The sequence below is a fragment of the Mesorhizobium sp. B1-1-5 genome (assembly GCF_006443065.1).
GTDB lineage: Bacteria > Pseudomonadota > Alphaproteobacteria > Rhizobiales > Rhizobiaceae > Mesorhizobium.
Genome location: NZ_VFWS01000001.1, coordinates 86,000 through 107,701 on the forward strand (window position 1 = coordinate 86,000; position 21,702 = coordinate 107,701).

The window sequence follows — 21,702 nt, forward strand, 5'->3', positions numbered from 1 at the left end:
ATGGCTGCTCAGCCAGCCGACCCGCCGCGCCAGCTGCCGCTCGATCTCGGCCACGGCACCGGCTATTCGCGCGACGAGCTCGTCGTCTCGGGCACCAACGCGCAAGCGGCATCGCTGATCGACCGCTGGCCGGACTGGCCGTCGCCGGTCGTGGTGCTGGCCGGGCCGCCCGGCTCGGGCAAGACGCACCTCGCCCGCATCTGGCACGATAGGGCGCACGCCGTCGCCATCGATCCCGGCCGGATCGGCGAGCACATTGCCGGGCTCGGCAGCAGGCCGGCGCTCATCGACGACATCGACAAGGCGGCGGTCGACGAGCCGGGCCTGTTCCACCTGATCAACGCCGTGCGCGGCGCGGGCTCGACGCTGCTTTTGACGGCGCGGCGTTTCCCCTCCGCCTGGCGCGTCGCGCTGCCCGATCTCATCTCGCGGCTGAAGGCGGCGGCGACGGTCGAGATCCACGAGCCGGACGACCTTTTGCTTGCCGGCGTCATCACCAAGCTCTTCGCCGACCGCCAGGTCGAGGTCGAGCCGCATGTGGTGCAATATCTGGTGCGCCGCATCGAGCGCTCCCTCGCCACCGCCATGCGCATCGTCGAACGCCTCGACCGCGCAGCCCTCGAACGCAAGACGCCGATCACCCGCGCCTTGGCCGCCGAGACCGTGAGCGCCATGGACGAAGGGCAGGGCGAGTTCGATATTTAGCCATCGACAGCGCCCGGCGGTTACGCCCATAGCCCGGCCAGATGCTGGGCCAGAAGATACACGCCTGTGTGCGCCGCGATGTAACAGGTGGCGACAAGGACGAAAAACATCAGGCTGGCGGACCGCGACCGCGCGACGTCACCCGGTCTCTTGCTCGGCCGGTTGTTCCAAACCCAGAGCGCAGCGCACAGAATTGCCCAGACCACCATGACCGGAACGGCAAAGCCGTAATAGCCTAAATAGGCCGGGCCGATCAGCGACAGCACCGCCTCGACAACAGGCATGGGAAATCCCCCTTTTTTCAAAGCTTAGACCGGCGACAAAGTTGGAAGCGAGGGACTATTCAAGCCACAGCCGGTGTGTCCGTGATCAACCTGTGGGAGCCCGCGGCCTAGCCGTCCCATTTCGGAACAGTCTTTCCGGCATCGCTCTTGCAAGGCAGACAATGCCGGTTGATCCCGGTCCCGGTCGCGTTCCTGATCGGGTTGTAGGCTCGCCGGGCTCGAGGTGTTGGGGTTCTCGCCCGGCGGGTTTACCGTTCCTCCGAACTGCGGCCTTGAGCTAGACTATCAAATGGTCTATTTGGATGGACCAACACGTGGTCCATTAGAGGTTGTCATGCAGATATCCGTGACAGACGCCAAGGGGCAACTGACCGAACTGGTGAGGCGCGCCGAGGCTGGAGATGAGATTATCCTGACCCGCCACGGTCACGCGGCCGTGCGTCTCGTCCCGGTACGGTCCGCGCCGGACCGGAAGCACCGCCGGAGCCTGCTGCAGGCCGTCCGGGCCTCCGGCGCCGCGAAAGTCAGTGCCGGCCCGCCTGCTACGCGCAGCCAGGATTTCCTCTACGGCGATGACGGCCTGCCGGAATGATCGCGGTCGATACTTCGGCCTTGATCGCCATCGTCCTCGACGAGCCGGCGGCGGACGCCTGTATCGCTGCGCTTGAAACGGAAGACGAACTTCTGATATCGGCCGGAACCGTAGCCGAGCTCCTGACTGTTGCCGCACGACGCGGCGTGGCCGAGGAAGTGCAATCCCTGCTCCACGGGCTCGGCTTCGAGATTGCGCCAGTCACGGAAGGCGCGGCTCGGCGTGTTGCCGAGGCTTACGCGCGATGGGGCAAAGGCATCCACGCCGCGGCGCTCAACTTCGGCGACTGCTTTGCTTATGAAGTGGCGAAGGACCGGGCCTGCGGGCTGCTCTATGTCGGCGACGGGTTCTCCAAGACCGACATCGAAGGCGCGATTTGAGCGATCCGGAAGTGGCCGCCCAGGGTTGTCCTGGGGAAGAGGCAATGGTCGGAGTGGCGTGATTCGAACACGCGACCCCCTGATCCCAAATTTGAGGAGATTGCTCGCCTCCCGTTTCATTCTGTTTCCGGTGGTATGTCAACCTGTTGATTTTAAACGACTCACCATTGTACCCTCTATCATATGGTTTCCGGGTGTTTTCGTCATCCGTGACGACCCGGTGACGACCCAGAGGAAAATTGCTTTGACCACGAAGATCAAATTGACCAAGCGCGTTGTCGATGCCGCCATGCCGCGCTCGGGGAGGTTTGTCTTATTCGATAGCGAGATCAAAGGATTTGGCCTCCGGGTCTTTCCGTCTGGTTTGAAGTCGTGGGTATTCGAGTACAAAGCCGATGGCGGTGGACGACGAGCTACGACCAAACGGGTCACCATTGGCAAAACGGACGAGTTCACCCCAGACGAAGCGCGCAAGATCGCTGACAAACTTCGATCGAAAGCCAAGATCGGTCAAGATCCTCAAGCCGAAAAGGCCGAAAAGCGCGAGGCAGCGACCGTCTCGAAGGTCGCGACGGAGTTTCTTGCCACGCATGTCAACGCAAAGCGCAAGGCAAGCACCAGGGCAAATTATGAGGACATCCTGAACCGGATAGTCACGCCAGCGCTCGGGAGTAAGAAGGCGAGAGATGTGACGCGAGCCGACATCGCAAAGCTGCATCTCGGTCGCAGCAAGACTCCCTTTCAAGCGAACCGGATATTGGCGGTGCTTAGCTCGATGTACGCCTTTGCCGGCAAGCATGGACTTGTGCCGGAAGGCTACAATCCTGCCAGGGGCATCGAAAAATTTCCTGAAACCTCGCGGGAGCGCTGGCTTTCCCCCGACGAGTTGGGACGGCTCGGCGCGTCAATCCGATTGGCTGAGACCGAAGGAATTCCGTGGAGTATCGACCCCACAAAAAAGTCAAAGCACGTACCGAAAACGAAGCGCGAAACAGCTATAGGTGAACATGCGGCGGCAGCACTTCGTCTTCTTATCTTCACCGGGGCGCGTCTCCGCGAAATCCTTCATCTGAAGTGGTCGGAGGTGGATCTAGAGCGCGGTCTGCTGCTCTTGTCCGACTCAAAAACCGGCAAGAAGACAATAGTGCTTAACGCCCCTTCCATCGAGGTCCTTTCCAAGCTTCAGCGAGTTGGCCTTTATGTAATCGCGGGCGAGTCGGCTGGGAGTGATGAGGAGAAGCCGCGGTCGGACCTCAAACGACCTTGGGCAGTGGTTACACGTCACGCCGATCTAGAGGACCTTCGCATACATGATCTACGCCATAACTTCGCCAGTTTCGGCGCGGGGGGCGGCTTGGGACTTCCAATTATCGGGAAGTTGCTCGGCCACGCCCAAGCTTCCACAACGCAACGGTATGCCCATCTCGACGCCGACCCGCTTCGTCGCGCGACCAACACCATCGGCAACACGATCGCCACCGCAATGGGCGAAGGCAAGACGTCAAGCGACGCGAATCTGTTGAAGCTAGGGAAGCTATAGCCGAAATTGAGAAACAGCTGCTATCGGACAGATATTCAATTATCCAAACATATCCAAGCTGCTGGCTGCGCCGGTTGAGGTCGACTGCGTTGATTTGGGCAGAAGGAGGCTCCAGTGAAAGAGATTATCCGAGGACATAGCACGGATCCTAAGGAGCAACTTTGTAATGCTGTCCTGACGGGAAAAATGACGCCGGAGGAGGCGGAGCGACAGGCAATCGAGCTCGGCGTAGAGCTTCAGTCGACTCCCGGTGATGACCCGATGGAAGAGCCATGGTGGTCTATGGAAATGGCCATTGCTTGGATCGTCTGGAGGCAAACGGAGGGTGTCCAAAGCGCTTGGACTGCATTCCGGTCTAAGTGCCGGCGATGGAGCAGGTTCGAAGGTGAAGTATTGGATATCGACTTTCTAGATGCGGGAGCGGACGACGTCGGAGCCAGTCGAAATCAACATGACGAGATAATCGTCCTCGACGGCCATCCCTGGATTCCCCCGTCGTTATCCGCCAACCAACGGGTTCGGGGCTGGAAACTGACCGAACTGAAGTCAGCATCCCTAGACGATCTCGATGTGGAGTGGCGCAAAGAGAAGTGGAAGAACCTTCGGGGGCCACTTATGGACAGCGCTGCCGGCAAAAATGAACTTTGGATCAAACTCGCGGCCTCGGATCTCGTCGCCTCGGCGTTCGATCTTAATATCAGCGAGATTGTCGACATTCCGTCGAAAAGCTGGCCGCATCTGGAATACGGGGGCTCGGGAGTCTTAGGCTTTCACGACCAACCTGGACGTTACCAGGATGTTCGGCTCACTAGAATCGATGTGTTGCGGTTATGGACACGTTTAGCGGGCGAAGAAGGTTGTCGCCAAGAGTCAAAAATAAATAAAAGTTCAGAAACCAACGCGGGAGACGGGTTTGAGTCAATAAGAACGAATATGTCAGGAGAAGAAATTAGGGCATTCGACGCCATTAAATGTATGATTGACGATGGCAAGGTTTTTTATTATGAAAGAAAAAAACAGATTACATCCGAGGTGAATAAATATATAGAGAATAATAAGGATAAATTTGGCAGTGAATTTCATCCTGTTTCAGAAAAGTCAATACGCGCCGCGAGAAGGGCGATGAGTAAATTATACCCGGATATCGTAAGATAGGTTTATATCTGTCTGTTATGTATTGTCATGAGTGAAATGCTCGGACCGTTCCTCCGTGTGGCACGCAGTTGATGAGATTTAGGTCTGGTCCTGTTCCCGTCGCTCGGGTCGCGAAGCAGAACCCGCTACGTCGTAGGTTGGCCGTTGGGATTAAGCCGCTCATCGTTCGAATGCGTTAGTGATCCGCAGATTGCCGCAATTTGCCGCTCTTTGTCTCGATACTGTGCCGAACATTGCCGCTTTATCTCGGTGACTATGAGGTTTCATCGCGTATCATTCTGACTGTCACAGTGTCGTGACGGATCAGGATGGTGTAAAAATGAATAAAGAGCGGAAAATAAAACCAGGAATGCTAAGAACGGAGGCAGCTGCGCGATATACGGGACTTTCGGTATCTACCCTTGAGAAGCTTAGGATCGCCGGTGGTGGTCCTATTTACTGCCAGCCGACGCGAGCCGTACTTTACGATCCTGACGACCTCGATCGATGGCTCGCTTCCCATCGCCGGTCCTCGACCTCTGTGAGAATCGGAGCCAGCCATGATCGAGTCGGCGAGAACAAGGAGGGCGATGATGCATGATTCGCTGCAACTCTTTGACAACTGCCCAATCAAACGCGAACTCCGGATGGTCAGCCAAGTACAATGTCTGGTCCTAGTGTCGATGGGCCTGTTTACCAAAAATCGCACGATGCGATGTCGGTTGGCGACGTCGTGTGGGCGTTGTCGGCAGGAGAAGACGCGGCGGCCATATTGTTGCAACTCCAGGAAACTTTCAGCACGATTGAGACCGGCTACAGGGTAAGAAAACAGCAGGCCGTGCTGCGGACCTATGCCATCGCAAGCTACCTACGCGGCAACCACGCTGCCTGGTTAGAATTCTGTGGTCGCCCCGAATGGGACGGTCGCTCCAAACGACCAACCCCCGAAAAGTCCAGCTTTGCGCTCCGGTACGCGCTTCGTTTCGCTATCGGCCCATCTGATGCAGCAACGAAGGACGTCAGCCGCTATTTTCGCATTCTTCGACCGCACTTCGATCGACAAGTGCCCGTGGAGAAGGTGGAGGAGATGATGAACGAAGCCGGTGGGCTTGTTGCCCTCGGTAAGCCTCCCAAAGTTGGAACGGCGACGCCCTCGTCCGACGATCCAAAATGGACCGAGGACGACTACAGGTCAGATCTCACTCGGCTGCTGAGTGAGAACCAGCTTGCGGACCGGGGGACGAAAAAAGCCAACGTTGACGACGTGTTGGACGCCGCTGCGGCTTTTCACGACCGCAATGTAGTCGTACCTCGTCGCCTAGCGTGCGAGGCTGAGGGAATAAGCTGCCTTCGGCTATTGCTGATTTCGGCCTGGCTAGTGCGCGATCGCGACGCTTGGGACGAGTTTTGCCGGTCGAAGCTATGGATAGACCGCAAGCGGAAGCCGAATCTCAATCGCCCGAGAGAGGCTTTTCACTTCATTCTGCTCGTTCTGGCCGCCCAAACCGGCGTGAACTTCAGTGCAAACCGCATCTTCGTCGCGGCAGAGGCTGCGTGGCTGGCTCTATTTGACGAGTTCTGCGCATGACGCGTCGGCAGAGGTAACGCGCAAGCTTTGGAGATGCACGCAAGGGAGGGGCCAAACTGTTGATATACACTGTTTCCCCCTCCCATCGTCTTCCTGTTCACCCATCCCTCAATCGATGATTCCAATGAAAAAGAAGCCGAAACCCAGACCCAATTTTATCCATGGCATATCGGACTTCGCGCGGCTCCATCTAGGGATCGAGGACAAGCTGCGTCGTCTCTCCGTTACGCCTCGCAACCGCAAAAAGCTTAGTGATGATGCGGTACAAAACCTTCACCTTAGAGCGCGGGCTTATCTCCCCGCAGGAAACCTTCGCGCTCGTACCTGCTTAGCCGAATGGATCCTCTCCGGTTTCATGGCTGAAGGGCTGCCTCGTGACGACGACTACTTCCATTTGACATTGGTGCCGTCTGGTTTCGCGTACCGGGCTAACAGCCACGGCCGACTCGATATCGCGGGGCTGATCGCAAGTGGCTCAATCGCGATGGAAGGACTCGACTACTTAGCGGCGATCGATGTTGGAGCTTACGTCAGTTTGCGAGGTGAGGCCGCCGGTAGGCGAGAGACGTGGCACTCCCCGCACGTGCATGCCATCGTGTGGAGCGCATCAGAGGACTATATGGAAGGCCTGGAGCACGGCCTGAACATCGCGACAGAGCCTTTTCTACCTGGGCTTCTTCCTGTGCATTTTAGGAGACTCTCATATGAGGTCTGCCAGAAGCGGCTGCTTTACGCGTTCAAATTCCCGCTTCACGAATATCAGGCGTGGCCCATGCTGTCGCCCAAAGATGCCGATCAAAAACAGCCCCCGCTGCTGTGGAAGCAGAAGCCCAAGCCTATAAGGCCAGGAACGGCGGCCGGGATTGCAAATCACCTGGCGGAATTCTCGCTGGATCAAATCACATTTGCTGGGGGGCAAGGCCGACACATTCTAGATGCCGCCTTGCGTGATGCCCGAGATGAGATGTCGTCGGCCGAGCGGCATAGAATGAAGGCGATCTACGGGCCACAGCGCAACAAGGAAAGGCAGTGACCGGTCCGGGGTTGCCTAGGCATCAACATCATCAGATGGCCCGTCTAGGACTTGAAGGCCCTCGATCTCCTGCATCACCTTCCCAGCGATACCCTGAAGATCACCATACATACCGACTGTGGACTCGATGACACCCTGGATCTGGGCTTCACGTTTGGCCCATAGCCGTGTCGCGGCCTTGCGCTCTCGGGCAAGGTCATCTTGCATGTCGGAGAACTTTTCCACGATGGCTTCGATGCGCTGCCTGAAGCGTGGACCGGTCAGATACCCGTAGACCAACTCTATCTTGGAAGCCTGACCAACCTGGGCAAGGCGAGAGTTCGCGAGCGCGATTAGGGATTGTCGCAGCATCACCGCGATGGGTAGCGCGCATCTCGGATTTGCAACGTAGACGCCGTCGATCAGATCGAAGGTTTCCACCCCAGGGGGCAGCGCCTCGGAGATCATCAAGGCTATGTCCGCCTTGGCTGCACGCTGATCGCCTCTCAGCTTAGACAGCCACCCTTGGCTCCAATTCTTGGTCCGCTTCGATTCCCACAGGATCGAGCCGCACTGTTGACCAGCCGGCCCAACGACGCGTTGCAAGACATCGCCGCCGAATTCCCCCTTGGCGACCGCCTCTATCAAATCGACGGGGAACCTGGCGGCGATAAGGGACTCAAGCTCAAGCTCAAGCACTTCTCCTTGAAGCTGCTGGGACCCTTGCTCCGCGCGGCGCTTCAATTCCTCAATCTGCCGCTGCATGCCGGCGATCTGTTCCTCCTTCTCCGCGACCTTCATTCGCAGCCCTTCTTCGGCTTCGGTCTTGGCCTTTGCGCGCACCAGAGCCAAGCCCTCCTGCACGCGCTTTTCGATGGTCAGTGCGATCTCACGCCGCTCGTCATCCAATGCGCGCTGCTGCTTCAGGAACTTCACTTGCTGCTGTTGGGCCTCGGCCAGCTTTTCATCCCGGGCCTGCAACGTGGCCTCAAGTTCGGCTAGCCTCTTGTCGCGCTCTTTCAGGTCGATCGAGACCAGCAGTTTGGCTTTGCGGGCTTCGTCGGCCTCTATCCTGCCACGTTCAATATTGAGCTTCTCAGCAACTTCAATGTCGATCGCTTGCTTGGCCGTCTCAATCTCGGCTCGCTGACGCTTCAGCTCATCTTCCTTGGCAGCCATAGCCGCATTGCTTTGAGCAAGGCGGCGCTCGTAGTCCTCTCGTGTCGCCGCAATCAACGGAGCTGCAAGGGATTCGTTGAGCTTGATATTCGTCTTGCAGCTTGGGCAGCTGATCGTCGGTTCGCTGAAAGTCCTGGGCTGTTCCGTCATCGCGATCGGTCTCCCAAAGAATCTGATTTTGGTCCGCCAGATCATACATCAGGTCTTGGCTTTGGGAAAGAACAAAAGGGGAACATTTTCGGTAATCCAGAGCGGATTTTCAGAACCAAATTGGAGCCATTCGGCTTGAAAATAGGATTAAATACCTATAATCTGGGGTTGTCCAATCCATGGAGCGCAACCAAATGTCTGGTCGTCAAGCCAAGGTCGTTACCGATTCAATGTTGCGCAAAATGCTCGCGCATACGCGCAAATCATCACAGCCTATGCGGGACCGAGTGATGATCCTTCTCTCCTGTAAGGCCGGGTTGAGGGCCTGCGAAATTGCCGGGTTGGAATGGTCCATGCTCCTCGATCCCAAGGGGAGGATTGGGAACCTGGTCGTGATCGAGGATCGTATCGCGAAACGTCAATCCGGACGACGAATCCCTCTGCATCCCAGTCTCAAGGGCGCCCTGTCCCTGCTGAGAGAAGAGGAGGGAGGCGACGGGCCTGTGATCCGTTCAAGCCGCGGTGGCGCGATGCGGGCCAATAGCGTCGTCAATTGGTTTGTCGAGCTCTATCGCGAGCTGAACTTCGAAGGGTGTTCGTCCCACTCCGGACGCCGGACCTTCATCACCACGGCCGCGCGATCGGCGCATCGCGCGGGAGGCTGTCTGCGCGACGTTCAACTCCTTGCCGGCCATCGATCTCTGTCGATGACGCAGGCCTACATCGACGGCGACACCGACGCCCAGCGCCGTATCGTTTCCATGATCTGAGATGTCGCTATGTCTGACCGAGACTACGATGTCCGTAGACCGATTTCGCGCGCGCGCATTTTGAGGATGCCTGTCGCCGAAAAGATCCTGGCGCCTTTCAATCAAGGGGATCTGGATAGCCTATGTGGCGTGTACTGCGTGATGAACGCTGTCCGATTTTTGTTCCCGGAGCTTGGACGCGAGAAATCGATTGGCCTTTTCCAAGTCCTTTCAGAAAGCCTGACCACAAACAGCGTGACGGCCCATGAGATGGTCGGGTTGGGAATCGAAATCCCCACGGTCTACGCCCTTGTTGAGGCCGCGTGCGACTACCTTCAAGAGGTACTCGAGGCACCTATCAGCATGGCCATGTTGACGTCGAAAATCCGTCGGTTCGACGATCTGTGGGCCGCGCTGAGTGAGGGCCTGGGTAACAACCAAGTCGCCATCATCGGTCTCTCTGGTCGTCACGACCATTGGACGGTTGCGTACCGTATGACCGCGAGAACAATCCGATTGTTCGACTCCGACTCGATGAAGGTTTTGCAGCGGGCGCGGTGTTCGCTTCGAGACCCGAGAGTTCCTTACCAGATCGATCCGGACGAGATCATTCTCATTCGAAGGGGAAGGTAGTTGATAGTAGATTCTAGTAGAAATCGCAGAGGTCCTTTCAACGGTGCGAAATGTCACTTTTACACTGAGGGAATCATCACCAATGATCGGTGTGCGCCGACAAAGAGCGGAACCCCATAGGTGACCCTCGAGGAATATCTCGGCTACCGTCAAAGGGTCGTTGGACTCGATCCTGACGCGATGAAAAAGATGGAGACGAAATCCCCTCCGATCGACGCTACCGATTTTGCCCTCAGGGTCGCGTACGTGATCCTCAACAGTGGAATGAGGTGGACCGTTGCCCAAGATATCTGGACCCGGATGAAACCAAGCCTGGTCGAAATAGGGGAGGTGGGGGACACGTTTGGTCACTCGGGAAAGAAAAAATCTATCAACCAGGTGATGTTCAACCGATCGGAATATTTTGAAGGATTTCGTGCGGCGTGGCAGCGGGGATCAGAGGAAGTGATCGAGTTTTGTCGGACCCTTCCTCATGTCGGTGACATAACGAAATATCACTTGGCAAAGAACCTGGGTGTTGACGTGGCGAAACCCGATGTCTGGTTGGAGCGGGTCGCTGCAACGGCGGGTGAGACCGTCCACGAATTGTGCGGACGATTGTCAAGACAGTCCGGAAACAGCGTCTCGACGGTCGACTATGTAATCTGGAAAGCCTGTCAGCAAGGATGGTGGCGGCGGGAGGGTCCTGCGGAGAGGCAGGACCAGGAAAAGGGATAGGTGCGCGGAGGAGTACTGAGGCAGCTCTGCACAACACCAAGGCACGCGGGGCGCTTCCGCGCTCTCTACCCTTTCTTCGGCTTTCTACCCGATGACAGAGGCATAGGCTGCCGGGCGCCCTTGGCGGGCTCAATCAGAAGAGACGCAGCAGGGACCCCAAGGACGGTTGCCAGAGCATCCAACGTGTCAATGGTGACGTTCTCTGAACCACGCTCAATGCGGCCGACATAGGATCGATCGATCTCTGCCGCCAATGCCAGCCTCTCTTGCGACAAACCCTGCGATGCTCGGAGTTTGCGGAGATTCCAACCAATGATCTTGCGCACGTTCATTGTGGGCAAGAAGGCAACACAAACGGCCTGACAATCGACGGACTGACAGTCTCCTATTTACTCGAGACATTGCTTACCTGGCTGGCGATCGTTGGTCCTGAATTTCGCGTGATCCGGACGCGGATGGGTGAGGGAAGGTCAGTGTGATCCCAGCTTCGCTCTGGATGTCCGCGCTGAATGAACGAGCCAGTCGATGAGTTCGACTGACATCCTGCGATGGTCGAAACCCTCCGCCCGAGCAATACCTGGAATGTCGATAGGCGGGATCAAGCAACATCCCTGAACCACTGGATTTCCACCCTGGTCCGACGATTGGCGATTTTGTTCTGTTTCGGTCCGTTGCTGGCTTGAAAATAGGAATATTTTCCTGTATCCTGATCCTGACCGGAGGGGGAACACCCGGGGAAGCTCGCGCGTAATGACGTTCCCAATTTCCCCCGCGGGCAAGCCCGCGGCTGAGTGACTGCGTCTGACATCGGCCAACGACTTCCAACAGGAAACTTGAACGCGGAACTGACCGGCAATCGGCCGGCCAGATCGGACCACTCGTGTCCAAGAAAAGGAGAAAGACCAATGACGAACCACAAACCGGACATGCTCTTTGGGGAAGCCAATGACATCAGTCGGGCGCTCGACGAGGCCGTCCTCAAGACCAGGCAGCTGAATGACGACCTCAGGATCCGGCGTCTTGGTGGGACCATTGTTATCACCGCAGGCATAGCGGCGCTCGGTCCGTCGACTATCAGGGACATCATCTCGGCCATCACCGTGTTCGATGGTTTCACTCCCGAGAACGATCCCTATGGAGAGCACGACTGCGCGGTCATGGCAGTCAGCGGGATCAAGATCGTCTGGAAGATAGACTATTACGACCTAGGCCGCCGTTACCATTCCTCCGACCCATCCGACCGAAACGTCACCTCACGGGTGATGACGATTATGCGAGCCGGCGAGTACTGACGCGCCGATATCAGCTTCCAACGAAAAGACAACGACGACTGAGGTATCGAAGCGACCGACGAGAAACTGGAGGAGAACGATCTTGTTCACGATCAATGTGCGCAGAAGGCAGTACAAACGGCTTGACAATAGACGGACTGACAGTCCCATATTTAGCTGAGGGTTGGGCGATGGCGATTTCATACTGTTGGCAGGGCGACGGGCGGCTGAGGCTCCTCCCCGAGACGATCCATGCGGCGGCTCTTGGCATCCGCCGCAGGGTTGACTCGGATCGAAGCGTTCGGAGCGACTGTAGGCTCGCCTGGCGAGCGCAGCTTGCCTCAGCGGCTCCGTCCGGGGCGAGAGCCTGCGGTCTAGGACAACGTTGATCGGGTGGTTATGTTTACTTTTGGCGGTGGGGAATACATCAATGAAAAATTGGGTTGATAAACTGTGGAATAAGCCTTGGTGGCCTTTCGCTCTCGTGTTGATCGGGGCATTTGTCCTGTGGATACTTGGATATCGTGATGATGATCCTCGTATGATTCAGCCCCCGTTGTTTCCGTTCTTGTGGATGGCCATGGCCGTGGTCGTGGTGGCGGCTTTTGCGCCGCACATATTGCGCTACCTATCGACGCGCCGAAAAGGGAAATAGTCCGTGTGCGCTTGGTCGCTGCGGCGTTGAGGCCACCGATATCGGCTGGTGTCCTGCCGAAATACAACATGCGAAGTCAGCGTGAGCGAAAGCTCGCGCGGATGATGAATCGGGAGGCATATCTTAGCCTCGCTGTCCACGCCACCAACCGCCCGGCGCCAGTTGGTGGTTTTGGTTAGTCGTCGCAACGAGGGGTGAACCAGTGGCAGAAATAATGTTTCACAATAAAATTAAAGATATCGAAGAGATTGTCTTTCACTATAAGAACGCGGTTCGAAACTATGCCACGTACTCGGGTCGCCTTAGCAGAAAGGGATTCTGGTATTTCTACGGCACTGTGAACATAATTCTCATAGTCTCCCTCGCAGTCGATTCCGCGCTAAAAACGGATATTTTTCTCGATCTAGCGGTTCTCTTTCACATAATCCCTTACTTTTCCGCACTTGTGCGACGTTTGCACGATGCGGGATACAGCACGTGGGCAGTCATACCGTGCATGGTACCGCTGATCGCATTGATCTTCGCATCGATGGCTTCTGAGAAAGGGCCGAACGAATATGGATCTCCCCCTGTACCATATTCGCCAGGGGCGCGCCAAAATCCAAACGCTATGCCGCAGCCTAGGCCGCTCCAGGCTCATGCGAGGCCTGGAGATTTCAAGACTGGCGAACCGCCGATCGAAAAGTTGGAGCGGTTAGCCGAGCTGCGAAACAAGGGTGCGATAACCGACGCCGAATTCGAAGAAATGAAGCGTCGCCTGCTGGGCGCCAACCCAGTTTAGGGCTTGGCCGCAAAGGGCTTGGCCGCAAGCCGAACGTGAACGGACAGGAAGTGCCCAGGACGTGGCGGGTGATGACTTCCTCGTTGCTAATCTTGCCGCGGCCTTCCCCTCTATCGCTTTCGCTCACCCGGCGGGCTTTTCACTGTTCGGTCTGCGGTAGTCGAGCCCTTTTTGGCGGCTCATCGCTGGATTGGACATCAAGCGAATAGCGCTCTGTCCTCGATCATCGCCCACGTGATTTCCACGAGCTTCAGAGCTGACGCCGACCGCGCCGTCGGCGAGCCGCCACACTCATTTGCTAAACTCTTCGGAACCCATTGCTCCGGCCCGGTTTGAATCCAGGTTGAGGAGTTAGAGTGCATGCGCAAATCGACGGGAAAACTCGTCTTCATCGAATTCCAATCGCCGACGCTGGTCGAAAGAGCTCCTGCCGACAAGGACTGGCTGCATGAGATAAAATACGATGGTTATCGGACTGAGCTTATCATTGAGGGCGGCGCAGCACGTGCCTTTACTCGTCGCGGCTATGACTGGTCGAATCGGTACAAAAATATCGTTCAGACGGCGGCGAACCTGCCGGTCAAATCCGCGATCATTGACGGAGAAGCCACCGTTCTCGGCAATACCGGCCTGCCAGACTTTCAAGCCCTCGAGCGAGAGCTGGGAAACCCGAACTCGCTGAAGCTCATGTTCTTCGCGTTCGATCTTTTGCACCTCAACGGCCGCGACCTTCGACAACAGCCGCTGATTGCGCGCAAAGCCGCCCTGCGAAACCTGCTGGAGGAGACGGCTCCGACGTTGACCTATGCCGAGCATCTGGAGGTGGAGGGTAAGGAGGTATTCGACCATGCCTGCCGAATGGGCTTGGAGGGCATTGTATCGAAGCGAGCCGACTCTCCGTACCGTTCCGGCGTTCAAACAAGCTGGCTCAAGGTGAAGTGCATCAAGAGCGACACGTTCCCGATTGTCGCTTTCGTTGAAAAGCTCGGGGCTCAGCCGCGCCGCATCGCCTCGCTTTACATTGGCAGGCGAGACGGCGACAGGTTGCTTTATGCCGGGAAGGCACAAAGCGGCTACACGCTGGAAGCAGCGCGACGGGTTCGGGAGCGGCTGGACCCGCTGATCATCGACAAGTCGCCCTTGTCGGAACCCATCAAGAAACCGAAGGCGACTTGGGTTAAGCCCGAAGTCCTGGCCGAGGTGCAATTCAGCGGCGTGACAGACCGCGGCATCTTGCGCGAGGCGGTGTTCAAGGGGTTGCGCGAGGACCTTCAGCCAATTCCAGCCAAGCCTGCGGCTCCTTCTAAGCGCCGGGCGGAAGGCAAGCATGGCGTCCCGCGAGAGAACATTCTTCAGCTGCTGCCTGATGCGGTCGCGCCATCCAAGGAAGAACTGATAGGATACTGGCGGCGGGTGGCCGACCGGGCGCTCGTTCATTTAAGCCGACGACCACTGAAGCTCGTCCGCCACGCCTACGGGGCCACGTTCTACCACAAAGGGCCGCTGCCCCCGATCCCGCCGACGGTGCACCAGCTGAAAGTCCAAAAGCGCGAAGGCGGCGAAGGCGTCCGGGTTTGGGTAGATGACCTCGACGGCTTACTTGGATTGGTCGAAATGGACGCCGTCGAGCTTCATCCATGGAACGCTACCATTGACGACATCGAACACCCCGATCAACTCGTACTTGACCTTGATCCGGGGGAAGGTGTGGCATGGGAGACTGTGATCGAGGCCGCGCTGTCGCTGCGCGACATTTTTGAAGCCGCTGGCTTGGAAAGCTGGCCCAAGGTCACCGGCGGCAAGGGCATCCATCTCACCGCCCCGCTACCGCCGAATATGACTCATGACAACTCCCGAAAAATGGCTAGATCAATCGCTCAGTGTCTCGTGGATGCCGACCCCGAGCGGTACCTTCTTTCAGCTGACCCGGCAGCGCGCGCAGGCCGGATCTTCCTTGATTACCTGCGTAACGGCCGAGGAAACACTGCCGTTGGTGCATTCTCTCCCCGGGCCCGCCTTGGCTTTCCAATCGCCCATCCAGTGACGTGGAAGCAAGTTGAAGCAGGTGTGCGGCCGCAGGCTTTTACGCTTGCTCGCCCGTTCAGACCCAATTTTAGGAAGGCTGCATAGAAGAAGATCGCGCCACCCTCGTCACGAGGCTAGATGCGCGTCATTTTTCCATTCCGAGCCTCTCACCTTCTGCTTTCCGACATGACTCGGTTTCTGCGCCCGCTTTGCCACTTTACCTCACTGCATCACGCCGCTGATCCAACTGATTCCGCTTGGCCCAATTTCTAGCTGTCCCCCAGTGATCGCATGCCCGCTGGCGGAGAGCTGCCGTCCTCGTCAGCAGGCGCAGGTGTTGAGAATAGGAGTCATGGCCTTGATGTGCGCGTCGATGCGGTTGAGGATTTCTGCGGGCACCACTTTGCGCTCTGGCAGTTGCCACCATCGTTCGTTGACAAGGGAAACGGTCTCTACCACTGCATTCATGACCGCCTGCTCGGGCAGCCGCGCCCGGCGGGCAAACGATTTCCACCGCGAGGCCGTCATCGCTCTGAACGAGCGCTCTCCTGCGAATGATAGAGCAATTGAATCTGTAGGGATGTAAGGCACGGTGGACAACAAGTCATAAGTGGGAGCGAGCGTTGGGCTGGTGCCATCTCCCTTATAAACTAACGACCAATTCTTCAGGTGCATATCGCCGTTGCCGGTGACTGCAGCTAGGGTCAGACGCCGGACAAATTCGAGAGCGGCGGAAGGTCCAACAGCTTCGTGGAGAATGGCCGCAATAGCATGGTAGACGCCCTCATATTTGCGCGAAGGCTGGACGCCGAAAACTTGGGCGAAATCCTCGATGTGAATCCGCTTACCGTCAGTGCTCCGGTCGAAGCGCCTGACAAGAAGAACCTTGCCCTCTGAGGGCGCTGCGAATTCCTTGGGAATCCACTCGAAATCCAACCTATCGACCAACTCCCGCTCAGGAACCTCCATTCCTATCGCTGCCGCGAGAGCAAGATTTGCGAATTCATTCTCGGAAACACTGGGAAACGCTGCAGGGGGAAACTTTGCGATGTAATCCCCTTGCTGCTCCTCCATCGGCAGGGTGAACGCGCCTTTGTTGCTCTTTGTGATCGATAGCTTCATCTGGACACCAGCCAACGAAAAGCGAACCTTTGGCCTTTCGTTTAAGCTCGGTCGATCACTCGGAAAAACCTGCACGGCACCCGACAGATCAGCGCCAAGAGCTGCTAGAAGATCAAAATCGTTGCCTCGTCGGACGCTATCTCGGTGGTGTCTTTCCATAGCCTCGCGAAGGTTGCCCTCTGGCAAGAGATTCGCGAAGAACGCCGGCAGGATGCCCGCAAGCGGTTTGGGTGCCTTCCGCAATTCGCCAGCCGGTGAGTGAAAGGAAAGACTCAAAGTCGGAGAGCCACCTCTGTCATGATAATCCTGTTCGAACGAAAAGGCGTAGACGGGACTACGAAGGATGGTGCCGATCTTGCGATCATCCAGAAGAACGTCGAGAGATCGTATCGACTTCGGCGATAGCGAACCGTGGATCATTGTCGAACCGTACGGAGTTAGCTTGGTTTTGCGGCTCCTCCGCCCCGAGGCTTCGACGGATCATACCGCAACGCATCTTGCAACCGGCCCCGCACCCTCTTCTTCTCTCGAAGCGTTGCTTCCGGTTCGCCAACGGAAACGCCTGCCAGCGCATACGCTTTGGTTAGGGAGCCGAATCGTTGCCTGTAAGCGATGGACTTGGGGAGTTCTGGGTCCGTGTCTACTAAAGCGCCCGTGATATATCCGAAGGTAGCGTACAGCCTTCGAATGCCTTCGAGGAGCGCACCGTCAGAAAATCGTTCACTCCGCTTTTGCCTACCCCGTCGCGCCGCCGCCTGAACCGTTGCCTCCTTGGTTGTCGGAAGACCCGCCAACCTATATGTCTCGATGAACGATCCAAACCGCTCGACAAAAACCCCCGCTCCGGGTAACTCGCGGTCTGCCTTTATTAGGTCGATGGTGATATATCCGAACTTTGCATGTAGTTTGCGAACACCAGCGAGTAGCTCTTCATCGGTGTATTGTCGCCATCGGTTGGGTGTGGGCCGACCCTTGTACCCAAGTGCTGCATATGCGGTGGTTAGGCTTCCGAAGCGAGCTCGATACGCTCCGACAGAGGGCGTATACGGACAACTGTTGATGATCCTCTGACTGAGCTTGCCCATTTCCCGCAAAAGTAGCATCAGCCGCCTTAACATGTCCTCTTTTGGATAAAAGTGTTGTCGGTGATATCCCATTTCACGCTGCGCTTTCGCAAATCGCTTAAGGTCTACAATCGGCTCCATTACTCGCGTTTTAATCAACTGACTTGAACTATTTAGCTTGCGAGGCCCCCTGAGTTTCTGACTTGTTCTGTTGTATGCGTAAAACCCTATCATCAACTCGCTTCGCAGGACGGTTCTGACCCGCCTCTCACTCCATCGGAACGGATCAGATGAAGCCACTATCTGGCCGTTTAAAATCCGCGCGATGCCCATCATGCTCCGCTTTTGATCGACAAACATTTGAAAGATCCGGCGCACCGTTCTCAACTCCTCAGGTGGACCCGGCGCAAAAACTACCCGGTCGGTGTTCAGGCCCTTCGCTTCTCCTGGCCCGAGCAAAAATCGCGGCTGCCCCTCAGCGCTAACCAGCACTCGCCTCACTCCATAGGGTATTGACCCACCCTGATGGAATCCAAGTTGGGCCTGTTGTATTTTCGCTCTGGAAACTTTTGCCGAAAGCTCACGACTGTATTCGCTTGCCATCACGCGTTTGAGATTTTTGACGATGGTTGAGATCATGCTGCCATCGTTCTCAAATGGCTCGCCGCAGTACACCACCTGCACACCCGAGGACCGACAGAGAAACTCATAGTGAGCGGATTGATCGGCGTCCTGAAAGCGTCCCCACCTGCTGACGTCCAATACGAGGATCGCAGAATAGCTCCGCTCGCCGGTCACGACATCGGCCAGCAGCTTCTGAAGCCCGTCTCTGCCTGTTAGACTAAGGCCACTCTTACCGGCGTCGGCATAGGTCTGGACGATTGCGAAGCCTCTGGCCTCCGCATATTCCTCAATTGCAGCGGTCTGGTTTTCCAGAGAATACCGCTGGTGTTCGGTTGACATGCGAAGGTACTGCGCTGCCGGGGCGCGGAGAACGGTTGAGGGTGCAGTCATTACAGGGCCTCCTTGATAGCACCCTGTCTGGTGGTCCGAACGGACCACAATACGCTTTTGACGCTTCGAATCTAGTACAAGATGTCAAACATGCTCGAATGTACACTGTAGTGAACATTTAGAAATACGTCTGTGTATTCTCAATAGGGTCGGTGTTTAACAGGAACAGGCGGCGGAAAGCCGCCGCAACACATCACGTGGCCCGGCACTGCCACTTAGCGGGGACTTAGAATCTGATCAGCCCATTGTGCTGAAGGACATATAGAGGGATCAGGACCGCCCCGATTCCACATACATCGCAACATTCGATCACATGCCAAATCGAGTACTGCCGATCCGTCAGCCATAGTGAAGCCTCGGCTTGGTTTCGGTGCCGGTAAATTGAACTCCTATCCTGTCGTTCTTCCGCCAGCGCATAACGCACCGGTAAGCGATCCCATCGACGGGCACGTAGAGTAAAAATTCTGGCGGGACCCTAGTTTCAACCGGCACCTTCAATTCTGCCCCAGCCGCGTGTTGATTGCGGATCGTGCACGTGGTCTCCGAGTTCGTTATGCTGGTGATTATCGTCGCGCCCTTGAGAACGCGCTTCCGATGTTCGCTGCGGAATTCCTTCGTCGACAAGGTATATTCCTCCGGGCGCAGTCAGCGCCGATCAACCCCGCAGCCTCTCGTTTCTTATCACGAAATCATCACAGGAACGAACCGCGCACGTCGCAGCGTTGCCGCAGCGGACTTTCCAACCGGGTGGAGGCCGGAGAGTGTCACAACGGGCCTCCTGCCTGTTCACACTTCCGCCCTGGAGGCCAGACTATCGCCGCGAAATCATCAGGCATAGTTGGCGCAGGTCCCGATCGTAGCTGTCCTGACTGCCCAGCACGTCGGCGCAACGCTTCTTCATCCGAGCCAGCTGAGTGGCTGACAACCCAGAGACAGCGCTGACCAACTTGGGGCTCGTCGGGTTGGTTGGGGTCGTCGGGCTTGTCAGGCTGCTCGGATTGGTTCCGATCCCGGCCCCGGCAGCAGCGGCGTTGCCGACCCCAACACCTGCTCCGACACCAATCCCACTGGTGCCGCCTGCCGTAGCGCCTAAGCCCGCTGTGACGCCGCTGGCGCCGCCCACTGTCGCCCCAGCGCCTGCGTTCACCCCATTGGAGCCGCCTAAGGAAGCACCAGCTCCAGCATTGACGCCATTTAATTCGCCAATGGACGCCCCGAGCCCGGCGTTCACGCCACTCGAGCCACCGACCGAAGCACCAGCCCCAGCATTAACACCTCCGCTTCCACCGACTGACGCACCGACGCCGACGCCAATCCCGGCTGCATTTGCCGACATGCCCACAACCGCGATGACTGCACCACCTGCCAATGCTTTAGCAAATTTTCCGAGGATGCTTGCCATGACGCTCTCCCGTCGTTGCATCACTAACGTGCAACAAGCCATTCGCCTGTTGCTCAAATTAGTACGCTCTAAGGTAAGGCCGGGTTTCCCAGCAGGAGGAGAAACCGGGCGATATGGTATCTTCGCCGCTACGAATATACTTCGCATTCTAATGATTCTTTTCCGATCAGTTGTCGGACCATCCCAAGCGCTCTGCGATTGCTTTTTGCGCAGCCAACCGCACGCTGCATGTCACAAAGCGGCGCGTTCGCTACCGTGGGCTCACTCGATGCATCACCGCGTCGAGCGAATATGTTTGCGCCCCGCTGCGTCGGGTTGGTGGAGCAACACCCGGTTCCGGCCGGTTTGCTTGGCCAGATAGAGCGCGGCGTCGGCTTTACCCTGTAACTGCTCCGGCGAAGTGGCCTCGTCAGCAGTCTGAACTGCAACGCCAATGCTGAGGGTGACACTACGCGAGACACGGGATCCGGGGTTGGGCAAAGCGGCGGCCTCAATGCTCTTACGAATTCGCCCAGCCACAGAGATAGCCTCTTCCTCTGTCACTCCGGGCAGGAGCACGAGGAACTCTTCGCCACCGTAGCGCGCCAAGTGATCGCGATCGCGCCTGATGTTTTCCTGGATAATTCTGGCGACCTTCACCAGACAGCGATCGCCCTGGGCGTGGCCCAAATGATCGTTTAGCTTCTTGAAGTGATCAATGTCGCACATCAGCATTGCGGCACCGTCGAGGCAACGCTTGTCATTTCCCCACAAGTGCTCGAGTGTTTCAGTCATCCAGCGCCGGTTGGCGATGCCCGTGAGCGGATCGGTCTTCGCCAGCAGTTCCAGTCGATCGTTCGCTTTAGCCAATTCGGCGACCCTGCGCCGGTCGCGCAACTCAAACAGGAAAGTCTTCTGAGCGAGAATTGTCATGATGCGCCGTGCTGCGACCGTCGCGAAGATACCGCTGGCGAAGAACAGCGTTCCAGCGACGGCGCTTCCATGCTCAATGGCCGGGTTCTGCACCTGAAACACGAGATACAGTCCGAGCGCCAGCGCGGCAATCGCGACCGTCCAGGCCAGCGGGATACCAAAGATAATGATGGCGGTAATGGCCACGAACAGCATGACGTTCAATTGCCGTTCATAAAACTCGCCGCCAGCGGCTACGCCGACCAAGGCCACCGACAGCAAAATCAGGAACATCCCTGTAATCAGCGAACCCCCTTCGAGCCAGGAAGGGCGCGGCTTCCGCCACACGAGCACCACTGCGATGGCCGCGGGGGGGATGATGGCTCCAGGCAGGAGCATGGATTGCGCCACTGCGGTTGGGAGCACCAGCATGTTGAGCGCCAGCGTTAGCACATCCAACATGGCCACCCAGATCATCCAGGCGCGGACGATCTTCGCCGTTTGCGACCAGACCCGTGCTCGAAACAGACGCTTGACCTCACCTTTGAGGCGAATGTCGCGCGTACGACACGCCAGAAGCCGGTCAACTTCGGGACTTAAGGCAGGATCATCCTGCACATCGAGGCGCTTGAGGTCTGACACAGTCGATAGGCCTTGCGCTTTCTCCTGACCATCCACTCGGTCCCCTTACGGGGTTCCGCAAGGCGCGAGCCTGTCAAACTATCCTGAAGATTTGGTGCATTCTAAAAAACAAAGGATAAGGGCATCCTACTGGAATTTCGCGAATTGCCGATTTGGAACTCGGGACGTCTTC

21 protein-coding genes are annotated in these 21,702 nt (G+C 57.2%); 14 read left to right on the forward strand and 7 right to left on the reverse strand.

The features are described from left to right. The gene (hdaA, locus tag FJ980_RS00535) at positions 1-705 is read left to right on the forward strand and encodes a DnaA regulatory inactivator HdaA (RefSeq protein WP_140540994.1); all 705 of its coding nucleotides are present in this window, start codon (positions 1-3) and stop codon (positions 703-705) included. A gap of 20 nt (positions 706-725) precedes the next feature. Here hdaA and FJ980_RS00540 read toward each other — a convergent pair whose 3' ends face one another. Further along, entirely contained in the window at positions 726-989 is a 264-nt protein-coding gene (locus FJ980_RS00540) for a hypothetical protein (RefSeq protein WP_140540996.1), read from the reverse strand. A gap of 334 nt (positions 990-1,323) precedes the next feature. Between FJ980_RS00540 and FJ980_RS00545 the strand changes: the two genes are divergently transcribed. From FJ980_RS00545 to FJ980_RS00575, 7 genes are all read left to right on the forward strand, one after another. Continuing rightward, positions 1,324-1,581, forward strand: coding sequence for a type II toxin-antitoxin system prevent-host-death family antitoxin (locus FJ980_RS00545; protein WP_140540998.1), 258 nt, complete (start codon positions 1,324-1,326; stop codon positions 1,579-1,581). Then, a complete protein-coding gene (locus FJ980_RS00550) occupies positions 1,578-1,961 on the forward strand; it encodes a type II toxin-antitoxin system VapC family toxin (protein WP_140541000.1) in 384 nt (127 codons plus the stop codon). The genes FJ980_RS00545 and FJ980_RS00550 overlap by 4 nt, the downstream gene beginning before the upstream one ends. Positions 1,962-2,205: 244 nt before the next feature. Next, complete coding sequence (locus tag FJ980_RS00555; protein WP_246676255.1) at positions 2,206-3,501, forward strand: tyrosine-type recombinase/integrase; 1,296 nt, start codon at positions 2,206-2,208, stop codon at positions 3,499-3,501. Positions 3,502-3,615: 114 nt separating this feature from the next. Next, the gene (locus tag FJ980_RS00560; RefSeq protein ID WP_140541004.1) at positions 3,616-4,656 is read left to right on the forward strand and encodes a hypothetical protein; all 1,041 of its coding nucleotides are present in this window, start codon (positions 3,616-3,618) and stop codon (positions 4,654-4,656) included. Between the two features lie 349 nt (positions 4,657-5,005). Beyond that, a complete protein-coding gene (locus FJ980_RS00565; protein WP_181181066.1) occupies positions 5,006-5,236 on the forward strand; it encodes a helix-turn-helix domain-containing protein in 231 nt (76 codons plus the stop codon). 114 nt (positions 5,237-5,350) lie between these two features. After that, positions 5,351-6,223, forward strand: coding sequence for a hypothetical protein (locus FJ980_RS00570; protein WP_140541008.1), 873 nt, complete (start codon positions 5,351-5,353; stop codon positions 6,221-6,223). Positions 6,224-6,347: 124 nt separating this feature from the next. Beyond that, positions 6,348-7,256 carry a hypothetical protein gene (locus tag FJ980_RS00575; RefSeq protein WP_140541010.1) on the forward strand — a complete coding sequence of 303 codons (909 nt, stop codon included), beginning with the start codon at positions 6,348-6,350 and terminating at the stop codon, positions 7,254-7,256. A gap of 15 nt (positions 7,257-7,271) precedes the next feature. Here the strand turns inward: FJ980_RS00575 and FJ980_RS00580 are convergent, their stop codons facing one another. Further along, complete coding sequence (locus tag FJ980_RS00580; protein ID WP_140541012.1) at positions 7,272-8,564, reverse strand: DUF2130 domain-containing protein; 1,293 nt, start codon at positions 8,562-8,564, stop codon at positions 7,272-7,274. A 194-nt stretch (positions 8,565-8,758) separates the two neighbouring features. Here FJ980_RS00580 and FJ980_RS00585 point away from each other — a divergent pair, with 194 nt between their 5' ends. From FJ980_RS00585 to FJ980_RS00595, 3 genes are all read left to right on the forward strand, one after another. Beyond that, positions 8,759-9,334, forward strand: coding sequence for a site-specific integrase (locus tag FJ980_RS00585; RefSeq protein WP_140541014.1), 576 nt, complete (start codon positions 8,759-8,761; stop codon positions 9,332-9,334). Between the two features lie 66 nt (positions 9,335-9,400). Then, positions 9,401-9,946, forward strand: a complete 546-nt coding sequence (locus FJ980_RS00590; RefSeq protein WP_140541016.1) for a hypothetical protein — start codon at positions 9,401-9,403, stop codon at positions 9,944-9,946. Between the two features lie 120 nt (positions 9,947-10,066). Next, entirely contained in the window at positions 10,067-10,663 is a 597-nt protein-coding gene (locus FJ980_RS00595) for a hypothetical protein (RefSeq protein ID WP_140541018.1), read from the forward strand. 65 nt (positions 10,664-10,728) lie between these two features. On the opposite strand, the gene FJ980_RS00600 is transcribed toward FJ980_RS00595, so the two are convergent. Continuing rightward, positions 10,729-10,995, reverse strand: coding sequence for a helix-turn-helix transcriptional regulator (locus FJ980_RS00600; protein ID WP_140541020.1), 267 nt, complete (start codon positions 10,993-10,995; stop codon positions 10,729-10,731). Between the two features lie 573 nt (positions 10,996-11,568). Here FJ980_RS00600 and FJ980_RS00605 point away from each other — a divergent pair. From FJ980_RS00605 to ligD, 3 genes are all read left to right on the forward strand, one after another. After that, on the forward strand, positions 11,569-11,955 hold the full coding sequence (locus tag FJ980_RS00605) for a DUF3768 domain-containing protein (protein WP_246676256.1): 387 nt from the start codon (positions 11,569-11,571) through the stop codon (positions 11,953-11,955). Positions 11,956-12,791: 836 nt separating this feature from the next. Further along, positions 12,792-13,370, forward strand: coding sequence for a DUF805 domain-containing protein (locus tag FJ980_RS00610; RefSeq protein ID WP_140541022.1), 579 nt, complete (start codon positions 12,792-12,794; stop codon positions 13,368-13,370). Positions 13,371-13,730: 360 nt separating this feature from the next. Then, entirely contained in the window at positions 13,731-15,500 is a 1,770-nt protein-coding gene (gene ligD, locus FJ980_RS00615) for a DNA ligase D (protein ID WP_140541024.1), read from the forward strand. A gap of 216 nt (positions 15,501-15,716) precedes the next feature. On the opposite strand, the gene FJ980_RS00620 is transcribed toward ligD, so the two are convergent. The 4 genes from FJ980_RS00620 to FJ980_RS00640 form a co-directional block, all read right to left on the reverse strand. Continuing rightward, entirely contained in the window at positions 15,717-16,937 is a 1,221-nt protein-coding gene (locus FJ980_RS00620) for a HipA domain-containing protein (RefSeq protein ID WP_140541026.1), read from the reverse strand. Positions 16,938-16,954: 17 nt separating this feature from the next. Next, positions 16,955-18,595 carry a recombinase family protein gene (locus FJ980_RS00625; protein ID WP_140541028.1) on the reverse strand — a complete coding sequence of 547 codons (1,641 nt, stop codon included), beginning with the start codon at positions 18,593-18,595 and terminating at the stop codon, positions 16,955-16,957. 339 nt (positions 18,596-18,934) lie between these two features. After that, positions 18,935-19,219 (reverse strand): PilZ domain-containing protein, encoded by a 285-nt coding sequence (locus tag FJ980_RS35190; protein ID WP_246676257.1) that lies wholly within the window; start codon positions 19,217-19,219, stop codon positions 18,935-18,937. Between the two features lie 1,051 nt (positions 19,220-20,270). Beyond that, positions 20,271-21,530, reverse strand: a complete 1,260-nt coding sequence (locus FJ980_RS00640; protein ID WP_140541121.1) for a diguanylate cyclase — start codon at positions 21,528-21,530, stop codon at positions 20,271-20,273. Positions 21,531-21,702 lie beyond the last annotated feature (172 nt).

Excerpts from the sequence above, each read along its gene's own strand:
- hdaA (WP_140540994.1), top strand. The coding sequence starts at position 1 with ATGGCTGCTCAGCCAGCCGACCCGCCGCGCCAGCTGCCGCTCGATCTC.
- FJ980_RS00540 (WP_140540996.1), bottom strand. The coding sequence starts at position 989 with ATGCCTGTTGTCGAGGCGGTGCTGTCGCTGATCGGCCCGGCCTATTTA.
- FJ980_RS00545 (WP_140540998.1), top strand. The coding sequence starts at position 1,324 with ATGCAGATATCCGTGACAGACGCCAAGGGGCAACTGACCGAACTGGTG.
- FJ980_RS00550 (WP_140541000.1), top strand. The coding sequence starts at position 1,578 with ATGATCGCGGTCGATACTTCGGCCTTGATCGCCATCGTCCTCGACGAG.
- FJ980_RS00565 (WP_181181066.1), top strand. The coding sequence starts at position 5,006 with ATGCTAAGAACGGAGGCAGCTGCGCGATATACGGGACTTTCGGTATCT.
- FJ980_RS00570 (WP_140541008.1), top strand. The coding sequence starts at position 5,351 with ATGTCGGTTGGCGACGTCGTGTGGGCGTTGTCGGCAGGAGAAGACGCG.
- FJ980_RS00575 (WP_140541010.1), top strand. The coding sequence starts at position 6,348 with ATGAAAAAGAAGCCGAAACCCAGACCCAATTTTATCCATGGCATATCG.
- FJ980_RS00580 (WP_140541012.1), bottom strand. The coding sequence starts at position 8,564 with ATGACGGAACAGCCCAGGACTTTCAGCGAACCGACGATCAGCTGCCCA.
- FJ980_RS00585 (WP_140541014.1), top strand. The coding sequence starts at position 8,759 with ATGTCTGGTCGTCAAGCCAAGGTCGTTACCGATTCAATGTTGCGCAAA.
- FJ980_RS00590 (WP_140541016.1), top strand. The coding sequence starts at position 9,401 with ATGCCTGTCGCCGAAAAGATCCTGGCGCCTTTCAATCAAGGGGATCTG.
- FJ980_RS00600 (WP_140541020.1), bottom strand. The coding sequence starts at position 10,995 with ATGAACGTGCGCAAGATCATTGGTTGGAATCTCCGCAAACTCCGAGCA.
- FJ980_RS00605 (WP_246676256.1), top strand. The coding sequence starts at position 11,569 with ATGACGAACCACAAACCGGACATGCTCTTTGGGGAAGCCAATGACATC.
- ligD (WP_140541024.1), top strand. The coding sequence starts at position 13,731 with ATGCGCAAATCGACGGGAAAACTCGTCTTCATCGAATTCCAATCGCCG.
- FJ980_RS00620 (WP_140541026.1), bottom strand. The coding sequence starts at position 16,937 with ATGATCCACGGTTCGCTATCGCCGAAGTCGATACGATCTCTCGACGTT.
- FJ980_RS00625 (WP_140541028.1), bottom strand. The coding sequence starts at position 18,595 with ATGACTGCACCCTCAACCGTTCTCCGCGCCCCGGCAGCGCAGTACCTT.